General features: G+C 58.6%; 20 protein-coding genes. 6 read left to right on the top strand and 14 right to left on the bottom strand.

Translation table 11 applies throughout. The features are described from left to right. Window positions 1-84: 84 nt before the first annotated feature. Complete coding sequence (gene hslU, locus ACR0DL_RS08395; protein WP_170349539.1) at window positions 85-1,392, bottom strand: ATP-dependent protease ATPase subunit HslU; 1,308 nt, start codon at window positions 1,390-1,392, stop codon at window positions 85-87. Window positions 1,393-1,584: 192 nt separating this feature from the next. Here hslU and ACR0DL_RS08390 point away from each other — a divergent pair, with 192 nt between their 5' ends. Further along, window positions 1,585-2,826, top strand: coding sequence for an MFS transporter (locus tag ACR0DL_RS08390; protein ID WP_480688576.1), 1,242 nt, complete (start codon window positions 1,585-1,587; stop codon window positions 2,824-2,826). Here the strand turns inward: ACR0DL_RS08390 and hslV are convergent. Then, entirely contained in the window at window positions 2,818-3,375 is a 558-nt protein-coding gene (hslV, locus tag ACR0DL_RS08385; RefSeq protein WP_058283350.1) for an ATP-dependent protease subunit HslV, read from the bottom strand. The genes ACR0DL_RS08390 and hslV overlap by 9 nt on opposite strands. A 197-nt stretch (window positions 3,376-3,572) precedes the next feature. Here hslV and ACR0DL_RS08380 point away from each other — a divergent pair, with 197 nt between their 5' ends. After that, window positions 3,573-3,767: a DUF1127 domain-containing protein gene (locus ACR0DL_RS08380; protein ID WP_170349537.1), complete on the top strand. Its 195-nt coding sequence runs from the start codon at window positions 3,573-3,575 to the stop codon at window positions 3,765-3,767. Between the two features lie 55 nt (window positions 3,768-3,822). On the opposite strand, the gene ACR0DL_RS08375 is transcribed toward ACR0DL_RS08380, so the two are convergent. The 10 genes from ACR0DL_RS08375 to regB all read right to left on the bottom strand — a co-directional run bounded on the left by ACR0DL_RS08375 (window position 3,823) and on the right by regB (window position 16,425). After that, window positions 3,823-4,185 carry a Lin0512 family protein gene (locus ACR0DL_RS08375; protein WP_480688574.1) on the bottom strand — a complete coding sequence of 121 codons (363 nt, stop codon included), beginning with the start codon at window positions 4,183-4,185 and terminating at the stop codon, window positions 3,823-3,825. After that, entirely contained in the window at window positions 4,182-4,532 is a 351-nt protein-coding gene (locus tag ACR0DL_RS08370; RefSeq protein ID WP_170376567.1) for a Lin0512 family protein, read from the bottom strand. Before ACR0DL_RS08370 ends, ACR0DL_RS08375 begins: the two co-directional genes overlap by 4 nt. 69 nt (window positions 4,533-4,601) lie before the next feature. Then, a complete protein-coding gene (gene trxA, locus ACR0DL_RS08365) occupies window positions 4,602-4,922 on the bottom strand; it encodes a thioredoxin (RefSeq protein ID WP_058283354.1) in 321 nt (106 codons plus the stop codon). Window positions 4,923-4,982: 60 nt separating this feature from the next. Continuing rightward, window positions 4,983-8,342: a double-strand break repair helicase AddA gene (addA, locus tag ACR0DL_RS08360; RefSeq protein ID WP_480688572.1), complete on the bottom strand. Its 3,360-nt coding sequence runs from the start codon at window positions 8,340-8,342 to the stop codon at window positions 4,983-4,985. After that, entirely contained in the window at window positions 8,339-11,266 is a 2,928-nt protein-coding gene (addB, locus tag ACR0DL_RS08355) for a double-strand break repair protein AddB (protein ID WP_480688570.1), read from the bottom strand. Before addB ends, addA begins: the two co-directional genes overlap by 4 nt. After that, on the bottom strand, window positions 11,259-11,945 hold the full coding sequence (locus tag ACR0DL_RS08350; protein WP_480688568.1) for a nucleotidyltransferase family protein: 687 nt from the start codon (window positions 11,943-11,945) through the stop codon (window positions 11,259-11,261). Before ACR0DL_RS08350 ends, addB begins: the two co-directional genes overlap by 8 nt. Then, the gene (locus tag ACR0DL_RS08345; RefSeq protein WP_480688566.1) at window positions 11,942-12,946 is read right to left on the bottom strand and encodes an aminoglycoside phosphotransferase family protein; all 1,005 of its coding nucleotides are present in this window, start codon (window positions 12,944-12,946) and stop codon (window positions 11,942-11,944) included. Before ACR0DL_RS08345 ends, ACR0DL_RS08350 begins: the two co-directional genes overlap by 4 nt. Beyond that, a complete protein-coding gene (gene tsaE / locus ACR0DL_RS08340; protein ID WP_170349530.1) occupies window positions 12,943-13,416 on the bottom strand; it encodes a tRNA (adenosine(37)-N6)-threonylcarbamoyltransferase complex ATPase subunit type 1 TsaE in 474 nt (157 codons plus the stop codon). The genes ACR0DL_RS08345 and tsaE overlap by 4 nt, the downstream gene beginning before the upstream one ends. A gap of 41 nt (window positions 13,417-13,457) precedes the next feature. After that, window positions 13,458-14,963 (bottom strand): PAS-domain containing protein, encoded by a 1,506-nt coding sequence (locus tag ACR0DL_RS08335; RefSeq protein WP_480688564.1) that lies wholly within the window; start codon window positions 14,961-14,963, stop codon window positions 13,458-13,460. Window positions 14,964-15,027: 64 nt separating this feature from the next. Then, window positions 15,028-16,425 carry a sensor histidine kinase RegB gene (gene regB / locus ACR0DL_RS08330; RefSeq protein WP_480688562.1) on the bottom strand — a complete coding sequence of 466 codons (1,398 nt, stop codon included), beginning with the start codon at window positions 16,423-16,425 and terminating at the stop codon, window positions 15,028-15,030. A 92-nt stretch (window positions 16,426-16,517) separates the two neighbouring features. On the opposite strand from regB, the gene ACR0DL_RS08325 reads away from it, so the two are divergent. Beyond that, the gene (locus tag ACR0DL_RS08325) at window positions 16,518-17,138 is read left to right on the top strand and encodes an SCO family protein (protein WP_480688560.1); all 621 of its coding nucleotides are present in this window, start codon (window positions 16,518-16,520) and stop codon (window positions 17,136-17,138) included. Between the two features lie 85 nt (window positions 17,139-17,223). Next, the gene (locus tag ACR0DL_RS08320) at window positions 17,224-17,778 is read left to right on the top strand and encodes an ActR/PrrA/RegA family redox response regulator transcription factor (protein WP_142637470.1); all 555 of its coding nucleotides are present in this window, start codon (window positions 17,224-17,226) and stop codon (window positions 17,776-17,778) included. Window positions 17,779-17,808: 30 nt separating this feature from the next. On the opposite strand, the gene ACR0DL_RS08315 is transcribed toward ACR0DL_RS08320, so the two are convergent. Further along, window positions 17,809-18,291, bottom strand: coding sequence for a hypothetical protein (locus tag ACR0DL_RS08315; RefSeq protein ID WP_480688558.1), 483 nt, complete (start codon window positions 18,289-18,291; stop codon window positions 17,809-17,811). 57 nt (window positions 18,292-18,348) lie between these two features. Next, complete coding sequence (locus ACR0DL_RS08310) at window positions 18,349-18,942, bottom strand: HD domain-containing protein (protein ID WP_480688556.1); 594 nt, start codon at window positions 18,940-18,942, stop codon at window positions 18,349-18,351. A 204-nt stretch (window positions 18,943-19,146) separates the two neighbouring features. Between ACR0DL_RS08310 and ACR0DL_RS08305 the strand changes: the two genes are divergently transcribed. Together ACR0DL_RS08305 and ahcY are read left to right on the top strand one after the other, a co-directional pair. After that, the gene (locus ACR0DL_RS08305) at window positions 19,147-19,461 is read left to right on the top strand and encodes a hypothetical protein (RefSeq protein ID WP_170349524.1); all 315 of its coding nucleotides are present in this window, start codon (window positions 19,147-19,149) and stop codon (window positions 19,459-19,461) included. Window positions 19,462-19,562: 101 nt separating this feature from the next. Beyond that, a complete protein-coding gene (gene ahcY, locus ACR0DL_RS08300; RefSeq protein ID WP_170396897.1) occupies window positions 19,563-20,951 on the top strand; it encodes an adenosylhomocysteinase in 1,389 nt (462 codons plus the stop codon). Window positions 20,952-20,958: the final 7 nt, after the last annotated feature.

Raw genomic sequence — 20,958 nt, 5'->3', positions numbered from 1 at the left:
CGGCCTTTTGCGCTAAGCTATCGAATTCTTGCCCCACGTCCAGCGACATGGGGTAGGATCAGCGGCAATTTCTGGCTGAAGACGTTACAGAACGTAACGGCTCAGATCCGTCGACTTGGTCAATTCGCCCAAATTTTCGCTGACAAAATCGGCGTTGACGGTGATCTCGGACCCGGCCTTGTCAGGTGCGGTGAACGAAAGCTCCTCGAACACCCGCTCCATCACTGTGTACAGCCGCCGCGCGCCGATATTTTCGACGCTTTGGTTCACATCCGCTGCAATCTTGGCCAGGGCCGCGATGCCGTCCTCGGTAAAGCTGACAGTGACCTCTTCAGTACCCATCAATGCGGTGTATTGGCGGGTCAGGGCGTTGTCGGTCTCGGTCAGGATGCGAACGAAATCCTCTTCGGTGAGGGCGCGCAATTCTACGCGGATCGGCAGCCGGCCCTGCAATTCGGGCAGCAAGTCCGACGGCTTGGCAATGTGGAACGCACCCGAGGCGATGAACAGGATATGGTCGGTTTTCACCGCACCATGCTTGGTTGACACGGTGGTGCCCTCAATCAAAGGCAGCAGGTCGCGCTGCACCCCTTCGCGGCTGACATCGCCACCGCGGGCGTCGGACCGCGCACAGACCTTGTCGATCTCATCCAGGAACACGATGCCGTTCTGTTCCACCGATTCCAGCGCCACCCGGTTGACGGTTTCATCATCCAGCAGCTTGTCGGCCTCTTCCCCGATCAGCGCATCATAGCTTTCGGCAACGGTCAGACGTTTCTTGACGGTCCGCCCGCCAAACGCTTTGCCGAAGATATCACCCAGATTCATCATCCCCATCTGGCCGCCAGGCTGGCCGGGAATGTCAAACATCGGCATTGGGTTCGAGGTGTCGGACAGTTCCAGCTCGATCACCGTATCGTCCAGTTCGCCGGCTTTCAGTTTCTTGCGGAACATCTCGCGCGTGCCTTCGCGGGCATCGGTGCCGGCAATGGCTTCGATTACGCGGTCTTCGGCGGCCTGATGAGCCTTGGCCTTGACGTCTTCGCGCATGTATTCGCGGGTCTGGATGATGGCGGCATCCGCCAGATCGCGCACGATCTGTTCCACGTCGCGCCCGACATAGCCAACCTCGGTAAACTTGGTGGCCTCGACCTTGATAAAGGGCGCGCGGGCCAGTTTTGCCAGACGGCGGCTGATCTCGGTCTTGCCGACACCGGTGGGACCGATCATCAGGATGTTCTTGGGATAGACCTCATCCCGGATGTCATCGGTTAGTTGCTTGCGCCGCCAGCGGTTGCGCAGCGCCACGGCCACGGCGCGCTTGGCGTCTTTCTGCCCGATGATAAAGCGGTCCAGTTCCGAGACGATCTCGCGCGGGGTCAGGTCGGTCACAGGGGCAGTCCTTTCGGTCGGCATGGCTAAACTTGGGCTTAGGTAATCACCGCAATCGCGAAAACAACCAAGCCCTTTTCATTGGCAGCGTTGGTTAGCAATGGCCCATCCGGTTTGCAAACGCTTTCCATAGGTGAAACGCGCGCCCTCTGTTACAGTGATTTCAAGGTGTTGACGGTCAGGAGTGTGAAAGTGACGAAAATTGCCAAGATCACCTTGCTGTTCGTGGTGTTTGTGGACCTGATCGGGCAAGGATTGGTGTTTCCCATCATCAACTCGCTGATCATGGAGACGAAATCGGGGTTCCTGCCCGAGAGTACGCCGGATGGTCGCCGCCATCTGTATTACGGGCTGGTAATTGGTTGTTTCTTTTTGTCGTGGTTTCTGGGTGTGGTCTATGTGTCCAAGGTCTCGGATTCCATCGGGCGTAAGAATGCGCTGCTGGTCTGTCTGAGCGGGGCACTGGTAGGGTATGCGTTGACCATTGCTGCGCTGTATATGAACAGCTTGCTGTTGCTGATCATAGGCCGTTCGATCACCGGGTTCACCGCAGGGAACCAGCCCATCGCGCAGGCGGCGATGATTGACGGCAGTACCGACGCGGCGGATCGCGACCGCAACATGGGTTACATCATAACCGGCGTCAGCTTTGGCCTTGTCGGCGGCCCAATCATTGGCGCGGTTCTGTCCGATGCCAACCTGCTGGGCAGCTTTGCCACGCTGAAAACCCCGTTCTATGGCGCATTTATTCTGGTGTTGATCGCCATCTTCCTTGTGCTGACCTTTTTCAAGGACACCCGGACCGAGCGTACGGCTTTTGTGTTCCGCCCGCGGGACGTGACCGACAGCCTGATTGCTGTGCGAGAACACCCGATGGTTCTGAAAATCCTGCCAGTCTATGCGCTGTTCATGATCGCCAATGTCACCTTCTATGTCTTCGTTGATAATTTCCTGACCAGCGCCTGGGGATACGGAGTCATTGGCGGTAGCATGGCGATGGTGGTGATCGGTTTTGCGCTGGCGTTCTCAAGCACCTTCCTGGTGAAGCCTGCGCAAGAGAGGTTCAGCAAGCACCAGATCATCTACACTTCGCTGGTGGTGATGGTGATTTGCGGGTTCGGTTTTGCCTTCAGCCCCAGCGGTGCGCTGAGTTACGTGCCGGTTTTCTTCTTCTATTTCTTCTTCGGCGTCTCATACCCAACCCTGTTGGGGCTGTTTTCTTCGGCCGTTGCCGAGACCGATCAGGGTTGGGTCATGGGTGTGACCACCGCTGTCTTCTGTCTGGCGGGTGGGGTCATGTCTCTGATCGGCGGCGGATTGATGAGCTTTGATATCCGCCTGCCCTACTACATCGTCATCGCGACGGCCCTGATGGGGCTGGTCGGCATGCACCTGCGCTGGAAAGGAAAAGAAATCAAGGCGCTGTTAGCCTGAGATCGTCTCGACCGTCAGGTTACCGTTGGTATAGACGCAGATATCGGCAGCAATTGCCATTGCCTCGCGCGCCACGTCCTCGGCGGGTTTGTCGCTGTCCATCATGGCGCGGGCTGCGGCGAGGGCAAAGTTCCCACCTGAGCCGATGGCGGCCACGTTGTGTTCGGGCTCCAGCACATCCCCTGCCCCGGTGATCACCAGCAGGTCCTTGCCGTCGGTGACGATCAGCATCGCCTCAAGCTTTTGCAGATACTTGTCTGTGCGCCAATCCTTGGCCAGTTCGACCGAGGCGCGCGCCAGCTGGCCGGGCGTGGCCTCAAGCTTGGCTTCCAGACGCTCCAGCAGGGTGAAGGCATCGGCGGTTGACCCGGCGAAACCGGCGACAACTTCGAACCCGCCGGGCGACAGGCGGCGCACTTTGCGTGCTGTTCCCTTGATCACGGTTTGGCCCAGGCTGACCTGTCCGTCACCGGCAATCACCACTTGACCGCCCTTTTTGACGCCAATGATGGTTGTGCCGTGCCATCCGGGAAAATCGCTATCCGCCATAAAAGCCTCCGTTTTCAACTGCCGTCCTATATGGGCCGGACCTGTCCGCAGCGCAACAGGTCACGAACTGCCTAAAAGATATGCAGGAATCGCAATGCGGGGTTACCGGACTAGCAATTGTGAGACTCAGCCTGACGTCCTACATGAGCCTCACAACCGACAACGGGTCGGCTGTTTCACATAAAAGGACTGCGCAAATGGCAACCATCGCTAAAACCCATGCGCCGCTCGGAGCAGCTACCATTCTGCACGTAGTGGACGCGTTCTACGGAACCTATGACAAAGCAATCGCGTGGAATGAATCCCGCAAGACACGCAAAGCCCTGTCGGAGCTGAGCGACGCACAGCTAGAAGATATCGGCCTGTGCCGCGCGGACATCAGGAACGTCTGATCCGCGCCCAGTGCAAAAAGAATGCAAGCCGCTCGTCCGAGCGGCTTTTTCTTTGTCAGGACAGTTTGTATTGGCCGGACAGGTCGGGCAGGAAAGCCTCGATCGCGGCGGTTGCCACCACATGTCTCGTGCCGGCCTCAGTATCGTCGATATCCAACCCACCTTTGACAGCCCGCACCTCGGCCCGTCCGCGGGGAAGATCAGCGGCAACAAGATCGCAATCCACCCGGTCAGGGTTCTGCACACCTATGGTGACGCTCACGTGCATTTCAGTATGGTCCACACCCAGTTTCGAGAACAGCGTGATCGACGAATGATGCAGCGCATCCTGCACCGCCCGGCGTGCTGCCTTAGTGTAATCCTGCCCGTACAGATCGTTGCCGGTGCCCATTTCCAGAATGATACGTTCTTCGGTCATGTCACGGGCTCCATGTCAAAGGAAACGATGATGGCGGCATTGGCGATGACGGTCCGACCCTCGGTATGCGGCTTTTCAATATCCAGCCCACCTTGCGTGATGGTGATATTGGGTTGCCCATAGGGGAAAATGGCAGTCAGCGCGTCTCGATCCACCTTTTCAGGCTGCTGAACCCCAATTTCGGCGTCGATGATCATCGCCTCTTTTGGAAAATCGAACAGCTCGGCCATGTTGACCGAATTGTGCCACAGCGCATCTTTGATCGCCCGCAGCGCGGCCTCGGTATAATCCTCGCGGCGCAAAGACGTCCCCATGCCGAACTCCACAAGTACCCGTGTTTTTGCCATCTGATCCTCCTGGCAATAAAAAAGGCGCCCGGTTCAAGGCGCCTTTGATGACTTGCTGATCACGTTGGATCAGATGGATTCGTCGATCCAGCTTTGCAGTGCCGCCTTCGGCGCCGCGCCTGCGCGGTTCGAGACGACCTGACCGTCCTTGAAGATGAACAGGGCCGGAATACCGCGCACGCCCATGGCGGCGGCGGCGTTCGGGTTGCTGTCTACGTCAACCTTGGCGATTTTCACCTTGTCGCCGTATTCAGCGGCCAGCTCTTCCAGGGCGGGGCCGATCTGCTTACAAGGGCCACACCATTCGGCCCAGAAATCGACAACAACGGGGATGTCGGAATTCTTAACCTCGGCGTCAAAGGTATCGTCGGTCACGGCTACGGTCGACATATTCTGTCTCCTGAATGGGGTAAGCTCGGGAACAGAACGTAGGGTCGGCACCGCCCAAGGTCAAGATATCTGGGTGCGGGTCAATGCATCCGTCACAAGATCGTGTGGCAACCACATCAGATCGGTAGTGCGCGTCCACAGGATCGCCGTGCGAACTTGTCGACCCGGATAGATCTGCGCCAACGCTTGGGCATAGGCCCCCATCTGTCGCAACAGACCTTCGGGGCAGGCTGATGCGCTGTCAGGAACCGTGGTATTTGATTTGAAATCAATCACCTGAACATCCGCCTCGGCCACGATCAGACGGTCGATCACCCCATGCATGCGACGCCCGTTCAGATTGGCGGTCACTGGTACTTCGGCTAGTGTGTTTTTGGCGAACACGAATTTCAGATGGTCAGCCGCCAGAACGGCCTGCGCTTCATCTAGCAGTTCCTGCCGGTCAGGTTGTTGCATATCAGGTAGAACCCGGGCGCAAAGCTGCGGCCAATTCTCGGGCGCAACGGATGGTAAGTGTTCCAACAACAAGTGCAGGCGCGTGCCACGCAATTTGGCGGCCTCTTCATCCTGGCCGGTATCTCCGGGCAACGCTTTGGGCCCACCTAAATCAGACGGGCTGAGCGTCTCGGGCGCCTGTTCTGGCACGGACGCTGGGGAAAGGAACTGGTTGGGCAGCGGAGTCGCGGCAATCTCAGGCTCCACATGTTCGACAAGAGGTAACGCGTCCCAATCTGCATGTGACAGACGCAGGGTTTCCGAGCCAGGGACCTGTGCGGCCCCTGCCCGTGCCATCGCAGCCTCGACCATCTGGTACCAACTGGTTCCGTCTTTGCCGACATCCCCGGCGGCGCCGACGATTAGCCACTTTTCGGCCCGCGTTAGAGCCACATATAGCAGTCGAAGCCGTTCATTTTCTTCCCGCGTCCGCGCCTCGGCCCGTGCTCGGGCGATCAAGGTTGGCGAGGCATCCGCGGGTACTTTCCACAGCGGTGTGCCCTCACCCACCATGATCTCGGCATCACGCGGGGCTTGTCGCTTGCCGGTATCCGGCAGGATCACGATCGGGGCCTCAAGCCCTTTGGAGCCATGCACCGTCATCACGCGGATCATGTTGCCGACACCGCTCATCTGCCGCTTGATTTCCAGATCGTCGGTTTGCATCCAGATCAAAAACCCGGTCAGACTGGGAATATCGGTGCGCTCATAAGCCAGTGCCTGTGACAGCAGTGCGTTGATACCATCCTCGGCCTCGGCCCCCAGTCGGCCCAATAGTTTCCGCCGCCCGTCATGCCGGGTCAGAATGCGTTCGATCAGGTCATAAGGGCGCAGAAAGTCGATCTGACCGCGCAGATCGTTGAGGATGCCTAGCGTTTCGGGAAACTCCTCGGCCCGTTGTCGCAAAGCGGCCCACAGAAACTGTTCCTGCCGCCGATGCGCCAGGTCGAACAATTGTTGTTCACCCCACCCGAACAAAGGCGATTTCAACACTGTGGCCAGTGACAGGCTGTCCTCGGGCGTGGCCAGAAAGCTCAACAGCGCCGCCAGATCCTTGACCGCTAGTTCCGCGCCCACTTTCAAACGGTCGGCCCCGGCAATGGGTAGACCTTCGGCCTTGCAGGCGCGGATGATCTCGGCAAACAGGTCTGAACGGCGTTGGACGAGGATCAGAAAATCCCCCGGTTGCACCTTGCGCCGAACGAAAGTGCCGGGCCGGTCACCATCCTCGGGGATCGTCTCGCCGGTGTCGATCATGGTCTTGATCGAGCGGGCTACCTGTTCGGCCAGAATGACGGTGTGGTGCCGCGCGCCGGGTCGATCCACCGGATCGGTCCAGTCGCCATCATCATCTTCGTCGACCTTTTCAACCACCGGCCACAAATCAACGCGGCCTGGCAAATCGGCCTTAAATGCGCGGTGCAGGCTATCCTTGTGAAACCCAGCCTCGGCACGGTTTTCGAACAGGATATCGACCAGAGACAGGATCGCACTGGAGGATCGGAATGAGTATTCCAGTGTCGAATCCCACAGTTTAGAGCCTGATTGTTCCAATCGACGCCCAAATTCCTGCTGCATCCGGTCAAAGGCCTGCGGGTCAGCGCCCTGAAAGGAATAGATCGACTGTTTCTTGTCGCCGACCACGAAAATAGTCCGCTCGACCCCGGATCGCGCCCCTTCCCCGCTGGTGAATTCCTGAGCCAGCTTTTCAACAACATCCCATTGATCTGGGCTGGTATCCTGCGCCTCATCCACCAGAATGTGGTCGATGCCGCCATCCAGACGGTACAGCACCCATTCCGCCACGGCCGGATCGTTAAGCACTTGCCGTGCGCGCAGGATCAGGTCGTCGAAATCCAGCCAGCCGCGCAACAGCTTGCGGCGTTCGTATTCTGGCAAAAAGGCAGCAGCAAAACGGTGCAGAACATGTGTTTTGCGTGCCGCGACCAGAGCCAGCCGGTGTTCGCGAGCGGCCTCGATCCGAACCATGAGGGCTTCCAGCTGAGGCATATGACCAGCCAACACGCCTTCCCGCAGGGCTTTGGTGGGGAAACTGTTGATCTTGGCGGTAAAAGGCTCTTTGGCCGATTTGCCCGTCAGAAACACGCTCTCCAACAGCGGCAAGCTGCCAATGCGCGCCTCAGTGAACGCCGCCAGTTTGGCCGCAGCCTTGGCGTTATTGCCGCCACTTTCGGTCAGTGCAGGCAGGATCGCGCGGATCAGGTCGACCTCACCACCCAGAAACACGCGGACTAGCAGGGCGTTTTCGTCGAACCCGTCGGGCAGATCGAAACGTTGCAGCAGATCAGGCCACTCTATTGGCTGAGAGAAGAGGTTGCGTTTATGCGTGACGGCGGCGGTTAGATTGTCAAAGCCGGTATCTGTGACGAAACGGGCGACATCCTCAATCAGTGCGGCCTGCGGACCATCGGCAAAATCTTCGACGATCTCTTCGCGCAATAGCGCTGCGGCCCGGTCCTCCATCTCGGAAAACTGAGGACTAACCCCGGCCTCCAAAGGAAATCGCCGCAATAGCGAAGCGCAGAATGAGTGGATCGTCTGGATTTTTAGTCCACCCGGCGTTTCGATGGCGCGGGCAAACAGGGTGCGGGCCTGCGCCAGCCTGTCAGGGTCGATCACGCCCGGCACGCCTAGATCGGTCAGCTGCGCCAGCAAGCTGTCATCCTCCAGCATCGCCCATTCACCCAACCGTTTGAACAACCGGTTCTGCATCTCGCTGGCGGCGGCTTTGGTGTATGTCAGACAGAGGATATGTTGCGGCTGCACGCCACCCAGCAGCAACCGTGCCACCCGGTCGGTCAGAACCCGCGTCTTGCCCGACCCCGCATTGGCCGCCAACCAGGTCGAGGCATCTGGGCGCGCCGCCTGCACCTGCCGCTCGGTTGCATCATTGCGAGCGTTCATTTCAACACCTCGGGTGTGGTTTCGTCAGTGCGGTCCCATTCGCCGAACCGGGCGAGGTGGTCATAGTCGCCAACATCCGTGTCTTTGTGCAGCATCCGGCGCGCGGTGAAGCCTTGATCAGGCTCTAAATAGGCAGAAACCAGCTCTTTCAGCTCGGTCAGAACCTTGTCAGGCGGCTCCTTGGCCAATGGGGCCGCGACCTCTTTGTAAGTGCCGCCCATGCCGATGAATACAGCCTCGGCAACCGGTAACGGATCGATGCCTTCGATGGCGCCCTGCTCGGCCATGGCGGCCTCGATCAGCAATTGTTTGTCGAACTTGGCTTGCTGGCTTTCGGTCGGAGGCGTGCCGGTCTTGTAATCCACGATCCGCAGCGCGCCACGGCTGTTGTGATCGATTCGGTCGGCTCGTCCGGCGATGGTGAAATCCAGTGGCGATAGCACCAGCTTCATCGCGGCCTCAAACGCCACTGGCCCGCCATCGCCACGTCGGGCGGTTTCAGCAGTGAGGAAGTCATCGGCAACCCGCTCAAGCCGTGCCAGCCACAGTTTGCGGGCGGTCGGCCACGCGACATGCTGGTCCAACAGCGTCTCAGCGCGTTTCAGGAAATTCTCGCGTGTCAGCAAAGCGCTGTCCAAAACACTGTCCTTGACGAAATGTTCAAGGATTTCGTGGATGACGATCCCGCGCAGCAAAGCGTCTGGTGCCTGGACCATGGGGTCCAGTGGCCGCAAGCGCAGCACATGTTTGGCGTAGATCGCATAGGGATCGCGGATCAGGCGTTTGATTTCGGTCACGCTCAGACGGCGTGGGCGTGCGGCGACCGGCGGGCGCGGCGATGGGCGCGCGGCCGGTTCGATCTTCGGCGCGACCTCAAGCTGTTCCGACCAGCGCAGCCATTGCTGGCCACGAGCGCGCATTGAAGCCAGCGTTTCGGGACCACCCTGCCCCGGCAAGCCCTGCAACAGGTTCGTCATCCGGTTCAGCCAACGCGATGGCACGGTTTCGGCGTCATCGGATCGGGTTGCGCGGGTCAACCAGACCTCGGGCGCTCCGACGGCTTGTTGGAAATCATGCGCTGACAGGCCAATGCGGCGTTCGGGCAGCAACAGCCCCGCCTTGTCGCGCATCTGTCGGTTCAGCCAAGGGTCAGGTGCTGCGGCCTCGGGCCAGCTGCCTTCATTTAGGCCGCCCAGAATCAACAGATCAGCGCCCTGAACCCGGGCCTCAAGCGTTCCCCAGATCATGATATGCGGATGTGGCGCGTCCCGGTCGCGAACCTCTTCCCCCGCCAGCAGCGCGCCCAGCAGGTCGGCGAAATCATGGGCCGTCATCGGGCCGCCATGTTCGGCCTCGTTCTCAAGCGCGGTCAGAATCGACAACGCCTTTTGGCCCGCATTCTTGTCCCACAGCGTTCCGGCGTCGCCTTCACTGCCAGCCGATATCGCCTCGGCCAGATTGCGCAGGCGGGTCACCCATTCGGATAGAGGTAATTCACCCGTCACGTGCTGGTCGCAGAATTGCGCCACCAGCCATTGCATCCACTGCTCTGGCACCTCTTTGCGGATGGCAAAAGCGGCCAGGCTGGCGCTTTCGGGGAACGGAGGGCCGTGTCGCCGCAAATCCAGTTCCAGATCACGGGTATGCAGCAGATGCGCACCGCGATCGCCGCCATCGTGGCAAAGCGGATGTTTCAGCAGGGTCAGCAGCGCCTCGCCCTCGAGCCTCCGGGCGAACAGCCCAGCCACATGGCGCAGAAACCGGCCCGGAGGCGATAGCTGCAATGGTAGACCCGCACTGTCATCCGGCAGTATGTTCCACCGATCCAATGCGGCGCTGACCTGACGAGTCAGCATCCGATCAGGCGTGATCAACGCGGCGGTCTGGCCGGTTTCTGCCGCTTCACGCAGACGCAGGGCAATGGCCAATGCCTCGGCGCGGGGGGATTGCGCCTCAACCAGGGTGACGTCCTTGGTGGCGCCATCCAGATCGGTTAGCTGGGGACCTTCGGACATCCAGGCATCAGTGATCGGCGCTGGGCGTAACGCCAGTGAAATCAGCCGATTACGGGCAGGGGACGGGGCAGGGTTGTTCGTCCAACGTTCGATCTGCCTCGGCTTTATCTCAAGCCGGGTCATCAGTTTTCGGAACCGGTATTGCGGGTGATCTTCTGAGGCTAGCGCATCGTCCAATCCCTGCCAGACATGGTCAGGCTGATCGAAATCGTAACCAGGCAGGATCAGCGCCCCTTGCGGCAGGCGGGCGACGGCCTCCATCAGCATCAATGTGGTGCCACGCGAGCCGGTAGAGCCCGCAAGGATTACCGGATGCTGCGGAGGTGCCACCTGCCAGCGATCAATCAGATTTTCCACCACACGTCGTTGCCGCGCCTGCGCGTCCAAAGCATCAGGGCCAGAGTCAATAAAATGGTCAGCAATCCCTATAAAGGCCTGCGCACGCGCCCAGTGGCCAGACATGTCGCTGACATCCAGCTGCCGGATCGCGTCTGGCGAAACACCTTCGCCCTGCATTTCGTCAATCAGCGCCGCCAGACTGTCGGACAGATCGAACAATGAGGATCGCGCAGCGAGATCAGGCTGTTGTTCCAAGAGCTTGGCAATCAGTTGCGTCAGCTCCAACTTGCGTCGCAATGCGGGGATGGCGGGCGGGATTTGCGCCAGATCGACGCTTTCGCCCAGATCGGTCACCAGCGATAGGCGTGGCAATAGGCAGGCCGAGCCCTGATCGAACAGATCGCGTACGCGCCGGGCCATACGGCGCGTGTTGACCACCAATTGGACCCGGGCCAGCGCCTCGGGCGGTTGGTTACTGGCGCGTTGACGCAGGCCATCCACCAGAGCCTTTGGAAAATCTGCGCCCGGAGGCACGGCAAAGACGCGGGGCGCGGCGCTGGGTTCAAACATCGGCAATTAACCCCTCGGCCAGGGCAATCCCCTCGGGGCGGCCCACGTCGCACCAGCGACCGGGGTAGGTGGCCGCGAACAGACGGCCCTGTTTGTGAATCTGATCCCACAGCAAGTTCAGCGAAAATGCCTGTTCCGATATGGCTGCCAGCCCTTCGGTCTTGATGATCTGCGCCCCGCCATAGACCAATCCGGGGCCACGGGTGATCCGGCCCTCGGCATCTGCCGTGAAATCGCCCGGTCCGGCATGCCCGATGGTCTGGGCGATGGGAACACACATAAGCAGCGCATCCATTCGGTTGGGGTCCCACGCTTTGCGCAAAAGGGTCAGAGGGTTCGGCCCGGACCAGATTGCATCCGTATTCAAGGTAAATACCGGATCCAGCCCCAGTAGGGGCAGAGCAACACGCAGCCCACCGCCTGTTTCCAGAATTTCCGGCTCTTCCAAAGAGGTCAGCACACCCTTGGGGGTCAGATGCGCTGCAAGCTGGTCGGGCAAATAATGCAGGTTAGCAACCACTCGATCAGCGGGCAGATCGTCCGTCAGATCCAGCGCGTGATCGATCAGCGGGCGGCCTGCGACCTCGATCAAGGGTTTGGGCCGGTCTTTAGTCAAAGCGCCCATACGGGTGCCAAACCCGGCGGCAAACAACATCACGGCGTCGGGGTGTCGGGTCATGTCTGTCTGAGCCTGTCCAGGTTTTCCGGGGTTGGGGCGGGCAGGGCGCCGCGCAGAAGATCAGCAACAGAGACCAGCGCAGGATGGTCCAGATCGCGCATCAGATGCGCCCATGTGGCCGGGATCAGATCGATGTATTGCGGTTTTCCATAGTCCACCGCCAATCGGGCGAACACGCCCAGAATGCGCAGGTTTCGTTGCGCACCTAACACGGCGTAGGCAGTGCGAAAGTCATGATCCTTTTCGCCGGTTGCATCGATGTATCGGTTTACCATCCGCATCTCGGTCCCCGGTGCCACATCACGGCGCACATCTTGCAACATCGACACGAGGTCATAGGCCGGGTGGCCCAGCATCGCGGTCTGGAAATCCAGCAATCCCACCCGCTTGACCCCGTCACGGTCCGGCAACCAGATCATATTTTCCGCGTGATAGTCACGTTGGATCACCACTTTGCGGCCCGAGGTTTCTTGGTGCAAAATATCCGCAAAGCGGTTTTCAAACCGTATCCGAGCGTCTGCATCATGTTCCCCCAATACCGCTTGGGCGTATTTGGTGAAGGACAACGCAGCCAATTCGGTCATCATTGTCGGATCATAAGACGGCAGTGACAGGGTAGGTGCCTTGTGCAGCTCAATCAGAACGTCGGTTGCAGCCTCATACAATTCGCGCTCCATCCGAGGGTTTTGCCTCAGGACGCGGGCGAACAGCTCATCGCCAAGATCCTCCAGCAACAGAAAGCCGAATTCTGTGTCCTCGGCATAGATTTCGGGTGCGCTAAGCCCGATTTCCCGCAGATAGTTAGCCATGCGGACAAAAGCCTCAACCGGTTCGGCCTTGCCAGGAGGTGAGTCCATGAAAACCGCCGTGCGGCCAGTGTCGGGATCGGTCAAACGTTCGTACCGGCGGTTCGAGGCATCCCCGGCCAGCGGTGCGCGCGTGGCGTTGGACCATGGTGTTTGTGCAATCAGCGCCTCGGCCAGCACAGCCCGGTTCGTCATGCGGCACTCTCCAGTATTTGGGGCCATTTCGGATCGGACCACGAAAGGGTCAGATATCGCAAACCCGTCGTGTTAGGGTCTGTTTTCAAATGCAAGGTCAGGGCGGTGGCAGGGGTCAGCGGACCCAGCTTGTCCGGCCATTCAATCAGGCAAATGGCAGTTTCAAAAGCGTCGGACAGCCCCAGTTCTTCGATCTCTTCCAAGGCGCTTAGCCGGTACAGATCGCAGTGCCAGATCTCGCCAGGTAGGGTGTCATAGGCTTGTACCAGCGTGAAGGTGGGCGAAGGCACGTCCTCGGGCACAGACATCAGTGATTGGATCAGGCTGCGCGCAAAATGGGTCTTACCGCTGCCGATCTCACCCTCAAGCAACAAGATGTCGCCAGGGCGCAATTTTGCACCCAGCCGTGCGGCCAGATCGGCGGTTTCTTCGGGCGAATTCAGGGTGATCGAACGGGCGTGCAACGTCATGGCGCCACAATGACCTTACGCCCGGGCGGCTGCAACCCGGTTCAGGCGCTGATTTGACGGATCGGCAGGGTTGACGGCGCATCCTCGACCGAGAACCGCACAATCGTTGCGCCGTTCTGCATGGGACTGACCGTACAGGACAGTTGGGTGCCGTTCCGCAGCTTTAGGTCGTTGGACCATTCAGCACGGTTGTCGCGCATTTCCACGAAATCGCGAATCTCGCCGAGGATCGGTGAGGCAACGCATTGTTCCTGCCAGCCACGCGTCACATCCAGCACGGAATCCGGTTCGAACCCGGCCTCACCAGAATCCCCCCACAATTGTTGATAGGTGCGATTGGTAAATGCCAGTGTTCCGTCATCACCAAACACCGCGATGGCATCGGCCAACTTATCCAGAACCGATTGCATCAGATCCATTTCCGAGCGGAAGCGCCGGGTCAGGGTAATCTCGGCCGTGATATCTTCGAACAGAAAAGCTACGGCGCCGTCGGGATGGGGCCGCCCGCTGACCGAATATACTGACCCCGATGGCAGCGACCAGGTTTCCTGGTAATTCCCGTCCTCGGCCGCTTCGAGCAGGTCGTTCATCTGGTTGCGCCACCCGCGATAATTCTTGGGTTCCGGCATCATGTGTTGATCCCGCAGACGGTCAAAAAAGCTGGACAGACTGGGGCGGCAACTGAGGAAATCCGGGGGCAGGGTGGTCAAATCGATCAGCGCCGGGTTGAACAAGGCCAGTTGTCGGTTGCGGTCAAATATGGCCAGCCCGATAGACAATTGAGCAAAGGTTTTCGTCATTGTCTGGACGAACTTGCGCTGAGCGGTCTCTGCGGCGACGATGGCATTGATATCGACGGCATAGCACAGGTGCCCCTCGGGGTGATCCACCAGAGTGAGATCGAACCACAGCTTGTTGCCGCTGCCTTCGGACGAAATTGAGATGCGGCTTTTTGCCCCCAACCGTGCGTCTTCATCAGCGCCGGGGAACATCGGTGCGGTCAAATCAGTATCCTGACCACGGACCTTGCGCACAAGTGAGACATAGGCGGCATTGCACCAGCGCACGTTACCTTGATGATCCAGCAGCCAAACCGGATAGGGGGCCTGTTCCATCGCCAGCCGGATCGGGTCTTGGGGGTCGCGCTGCACCGGGTCGGGGCGGTCGGTACTGTCGCGCAGTTGCACCCGCACGATCCCGTCGATCCATTCACACAGGACATCGCGTTCGATGGTGCAGTCGATGGCAGGAATGACCAGGGTACCTTCGCGTCGAATACGGTCTGGTGTTTCCGGAAAGGTCGGAAAGTCCCGTTGCAGCAGGCGGCGCAGATCAGGCCAGTCGCGGACTGCCTGAAACCCTTCCAGAGAAATATCGGAATGGCTGATAAGGCGGTCCTCATCGAACAGAAACACTGCATCGAACAGCGACGCGGGTGAGGACAGACCGAAACTATCGCCCCGCTGCCGACGACGGGGCAAAAGCCATTGCACCGCCAGGCTGGCGGATACCAGGCTGATAGCGGCCAGAATGATCCAGTCGACCATGCTCTCCTCGGTACTGACATCACGAGAAGGAACTATGCCCGTTAATGGTTAACGGGGTCTTAACTCAGACCTGGATACGCTGGTTCGCACCCGACGGGACAGGCGTGTCGCCGGTTTGCGCGTCGATCAGATTTCGCGGCCAGGAAACCTGTACGATTGCGCCCCGCCGGTCTTTTTTGTCGCTCAGGTTCTGATAGGGATCTGAACCGTTGGCGAATTGAAGCTCTGCCCCGCTGCGTTCCAGCAGGGTTTTGGCAATGAACAACCCCAGCCCCATGCCTTCATACCCCGGGCGGGTCCGCTGATCGGATTCGGCTCGGCGGCGGCGCATGAAGGGATCACCGATACGGCCAATCATCTGCGAAGGGTACCCGCGCCCGTCATCCATGATGTTGATGGTGATCTGATCGGTGGTCCATTCGGCCTCGACCCAGACATTGGCGCGGGCGAAATCCACCGCATTCTGGATCAGGTTGCGCAATCCGTGAATGATCTCGGGCTTGCGCAGGATCGAGGGTTGCTGCACATCACCGTCCCCGGCAGGCCCTTCGTCAAAATGCACCGTCTTGCCGCGATGAATATGCGGTTCGGCGGCTTCATGCACCACGGTGGACAGAGGAGCCTGCCGCAGATGCAGATCATCTTTGCCGGCGCGGCCCATATCGCGCAGGATATCGCGGCAACGATTGGCCTGTTCGCGGATCAGCGCGGCGTCGTCTTTCAGGTCGGGGCGGTCATCCAGCTCTTCAATCAGCTCGGAACTGGTCAGCTTGATCGTGGCCAATGGCGTTCCCAGCTCATGCGCGGCGGCGGCGACCACACCGCCCAGATCGGTCAGCTTCTGTTCGCGCGCCAGGGCCATGTGGGTGGCTGCAAGCGCTTCGGACATGGATCGGACCTCGGAACTGACGCGGTGTGAGTAGGCGCCAATGAACACGATTGCGATCACGATCGCGGCCCAGTTTCCGAATAACAACATGTCGGGGATCAGCAAAGCCTCGCCCTGATCCGTGCGCAGCGGCAGATGAAACTCAGCCAGCAAGGATGCCACAACAATCGCAACCCCCCCCACGATTAGGGTTGAACGCGTACTCATCACGTTGGCCGAAATGGTCACCGGCCCCAGCAGCAGCAACGCAAACGGGTTGTTCAGACCACCGGTCAGATACAGCAGAATGGCTAGTTGCAGCAGATCGAACAGAACCATCAAGAAGTTCTCGAACTCGGTCAGGCGCTTGTTTTGCGGGAATAGAAGAATGGCCGTCATGTTGCCCATGACCGAAACTCCAATGGCCAGATAACACAGGGCCAGTTCCAGCTGCACGTGATAATACCGCTGCGCCACGGTTATGGCCGTGAACTGGCCAATGATGGCCACCCAGCGCAACAGGATCAGCGTGCGTAGCCGAATCCAACTGCTGCCTTCCTGACCGGTCCACGAAGTGATGTTGGAATTTGCCATCGGTCTATTATGTCCTGTTGCATCGGCTGTTCATCTTGATAGGTGTCCCGGCGAAAACGATCAACAACCCCTCTCATTTCAGGATTGATGTCATGACCCGCCTTTATGCCATCCTCGCAACCGTTGTTTTGGCCGTTGGCCTGGGCGCCATGTGGCTGCTGACGCTGGGGGGCCGGTCGGACGATCAGTTCGCGCAATGCCGTTCTGGCCAGATCGCCGGTGGCTCAGCCGCGATTGGCGGCCCGTTCGAGCTGATCAACGGCAAGGGTGAGACCGTTACCGACACAGATGTGATCACCGAGCCGACACTAGTTTATTTCGGCTATACCTTCTGCCCCGATGTCTGCCCCTTCGATATGTCGCGCAATGCCGAGGCCGTGGATATTCTGGCCGAGCGTGGCCAGTCTGTGACGCCGCTGTTCATCTCGATCGATCCGGATCGCGACACGCCCGAAGTGATGGCTGATTACGCGTTCAACCTGGGCGGCAAGACTATCGCGTTGACCGGCACGCCCGAGCAGGTCAAGGCTGCCAGCCAAACCTACAAGACCTATTACAAGGCTCATGACAAAAGCGACGAATTCTATCTGGTCGACCATTCCACCTTTACTTACCTGATGACGCCCGAGCATGGATTCCTGGAATTCTTCAACCGCGACGACACGGCGGAGCAGATGGCCGACAAGGTCGGGTGCTTCCTGGATCAGATATAGGGCGCACAGTCGATTTGACCTTTGAAATGGCGCTGCTATTACTCATGTTTAAGCCAAAGACGTAAAATTACGGAAAGAACAGAATATGGCGGACAGCTCTGACCTGGATATCGGCCCCGATAAATCCCTGCTTTTGGTGGATGATGATGAGCCGTTTCTGAGACGTCTGGCCAAAGCCATGGAGAAGCGCGGGTTCGAAGTTGAGACCGCAGGTTCCGTCGCCGCAGGCCGCGCCATTTCTACAGCCCGCCCCCCTGCATATGCCGTTGTCGACCTGCGGCTTGAGGATGGCAACGGTCTGGATGTGGTCGAAGTTTTGCGCGAAAAACGCCCCGACAGCCGGGTTGTGGTTCTGACCGGATATGGCGCGATTGCCACCGCCGTGGCCGCCGTCAAGATCGGCGCGACCGACTACCTGTCAAAACCCGCCGATGCCACCGACATCACCAATGCGCTGCTGGCCAAAGGTGACGAACTGCCGCCACCGCCGGAAAACCCCATGAGCGCGGACCGCGTGCGCTGGGAACATATTCAGCGGGTGTATGAACTGTGTGACCGCAACGTTTCCGAGACCGCCCGCCGCTTGAACATGCACCGCCGGACGCTGCAGCGGATTTTGGCGAAACGCAGTCCTCGGTAGCGCTTCACCAAGGGCCGCGCAGCATCAAAGCTATGCGGACCCAAAGATATTCCACCATTTTTTCTTTGTGGTTTTTGTGAGCTTTACGTTGCTTTCGGGATTCGGATTTTTGCTGGCGCAGGGGTCTCTCGTCCCGTCGGTATCACCAATACATAAGGCAGATCTAAAATATGAGTGAGCCCCTCGGAACATCTTCGCGCGTTCTTCTTCGCTTGGTTCCTGAGCAATTTTGTCTAAGAAATTTGAATAAGCTACAAATAAGCCGTCGATTTCTGTCCCGTACATAACGGTTCGTGCTTGTTGCGCCATTTCTGGATCGGTGTACAGGAATGCGACGTTGTACATAGCATGTGGGTTAAATTCGCCATTGGTAACTTCGTCGATAAGCTCTCGATATTTTTCATAGACTTCAAGAGGCAAGACGAAGTGTGGTTCAGTTCCTTTGGGCTGCATTTCAAAATCACTTTTAGTTGTTTTTATTCCTTCACGCGTTGACGAATAGTGCTGATTCATAGCCTGGAAAGTTGTTATTTGCGAAAGGAAGTCAACTTAAAGTTCAAAAGCTTCCAATTAGAGCTTTGACAATAAATCTTCATGCCGCGTCAAATACGCTCGCCGCACTTCAACCGGCGGGCGCAATGTGATCTCTAACCCCTCCATCACTGCCTTATCCGGCCGACCAAAGAACTTGCTGGCCTCAGCCTCGGAAAACCCCGCGATTTGGGTGGCCTCCATCCACGCGCTGATCTTATCGGCCTTTTTGATCTGCCGTTTCACCGTTTTCGGCACCGCAGCGGGCAGACCGAACCGGATGTGGATCGCCGCCGCCAGCCGATCATCCAAAGCGCCGTAATCGGGGCCGACGGCGGATTTGACCGGCGAGATCATATCTCCGATCACATATTCCGGCGCATCGTGTAACAAAGCCGCGAGGCGCCATTTCACCTGCGCTTTGGGGGCAATTCGGCCAAAAAGCTCTTCGACCAGCAGCGAATGTTCGGCCACGGAATAGGCGAAATCACCTGCAGTTTGGCCGTTCCAACGGGCCACAAAGGCCAATCCGTGGGCGATATCTTCGATTTCGATGTCCACGGGGGTCGGATCCAGCAGATCCAGCCTGCGCCCCGACAGCATTCTTTGCCATGCTCGTGCTTGTGTTGCCATTATGCCATGCCCTGTGAAGTGGCTCACGTAAGATTTGCGTTTTTGTGTTATGATGTACCTGTCGAGATCACCAGCTGCCAACTTTTTCTTGACCAGACGTGCTTTGAATTGGCGCGTGGTGATACCGACATCTGTGCTGAGGGGGGTGCATGCTCCTCCTGGTGTGCCCCTCTCGGAACGTAACTCGTATCGGAAGGAGCTACTATGTTTAAGCGACTGTTTGGAATTACCCTGGCCTTTGGAATGGCCGCCACTGCCCCCCCTGCATTTGCCCAAGGTTGTGCGCAACGCGAGCATGTGATCGCCAAGCTGCAAGACAGCTATTCAGAAGAGCTGGTCTTTGGTGGATTGCAGAAAACGCGTGGTGCGCAGGCGGTTATGGAGGTTTGGACCTCGAAGGAAACCGGAAGCTACACGGTTCTGGTGACCCAAGCGAACGGCATTAGTTGTATTGTCGCCGTTGGCACCGATTTTTTTGAAGCGATCCCGAAGATTACACTAAAGGGTGAGCCCAGCTGATTTTTGCTGCCAAATAATCTGTTTTCGGCCATCTGCGTTGCTACCTGCCCCAAGGGATGCTAGGGGGCAGCCCGGACCTGCTTACCGGAATGGAGTATATGATGGCCGGGGACTATATCGTCAAAGACATTGCGCTGGCCGGGTTTGGCCGCAAAGAGCTGGACATCGCCGAAACCGAGATGCCGGGCCTGATGGCCCTGCGCGCGGAATACGGTGACGCAAAACCCCTTAAAGGTGCGCGGATCGTCGGTTCGCTGCACATGACCATCCAGACGGCTGTTCTGATCGAAACATTGGTGGCGTTGGGCGCGGATGTGCGCTGGGCGTCGTGCAACATCTTCTCAACCCAGGATCACGCGGCGGCGGCCATTGCCGAGGCTGGTATTCCGGTCTTTGCGATCAAAGGTCAGACGCTGGAAGAGCATTGGGATTATTTGGACAAATCCTTCTTGTTCGAAGACGGCCCGAACATGATTCTGGATGATGGCGGCGACGCAACGCTGTATATCCTGCTGGGCGCACGTGCCGAAGCCGGCGAAGACATCATCCCCGTTCCGGGCTCGGAAGAGGAAGAAGTCATTAAGGCCCAGATCGCCAAGCGAATGGCGGCAAGCCCTGGCTGGTTCACCAAGATGCGTGATCAGATCCAGGGCGTGTCCGAGGAAACCACCACCGGTGTGAACCGCCTGTATCAGCTGGTGAAGGACGGCCACCTGCCGTTCCCGGCGATCAACGTGAACGACAGTGTCACCAAGTCGAAATTCGACAACAAATACGGTTGTAAGGAATCGCTGGTCGACGGCATCCGTCGTGCCACCGACACGATGATGGCCGGTAAAGTTGCTGTCGTTTGTGGTTATGGTGACGTGGGCAAAGGCTCGGCCGCGTCGCTGCGCGGTGCGGGTGCCCGTGTAAAAGTGACCGAGGTTGACCCGATCTGCGCCCTGCAGGCCGCAATGGACGGGTTCGAGGTCACCCTGCTGGAAGACGAAGTCGCCAGCGCTGATATCTTCATCACCACCACCGGCAACAAGGACGTGATCCGCATCGAGCATATGCGCGAGATGAAGGACATGGCTATCGTTGGCAACATCGGTCACTTCGACAATGAAATTCAGGTGGCCAGCCTGAAGAACCACAAATGGACCAACATCAAGGAACAGGTGGATATGATCGAGCTGCCCTCGGGCAACCGCATCATTTTGCTGTCCGAAGGTCGCCTGCTGAACCTCGGCAACGCCACCGGGCATCCTTCATTCGTAATGTCGGCGTCGTTCACCAACCAGGTTCTGGCGCAGATCGAGCTGTTCACCAAGGGTGATCAGTATGAAAACGACGTCTACATCCTGCCCAAACATCTGGATGAGAAAGTCGCCCGTCTGCATCTGGACCGTATCGGTGTGAAACTGACCAAGATGGACAACGAACAGGCGGCCTATATCGGCGTGAAACCCGAAGGCCCCTATAAGCCCGAGCATTACCGCTATTGATTTCGGA

The organism is Ruegeria sp. BB5, assembly GCF_056539405.1.
This window is presented reverse-complemented; position numbering and strand designations above follow the sequence as displayed.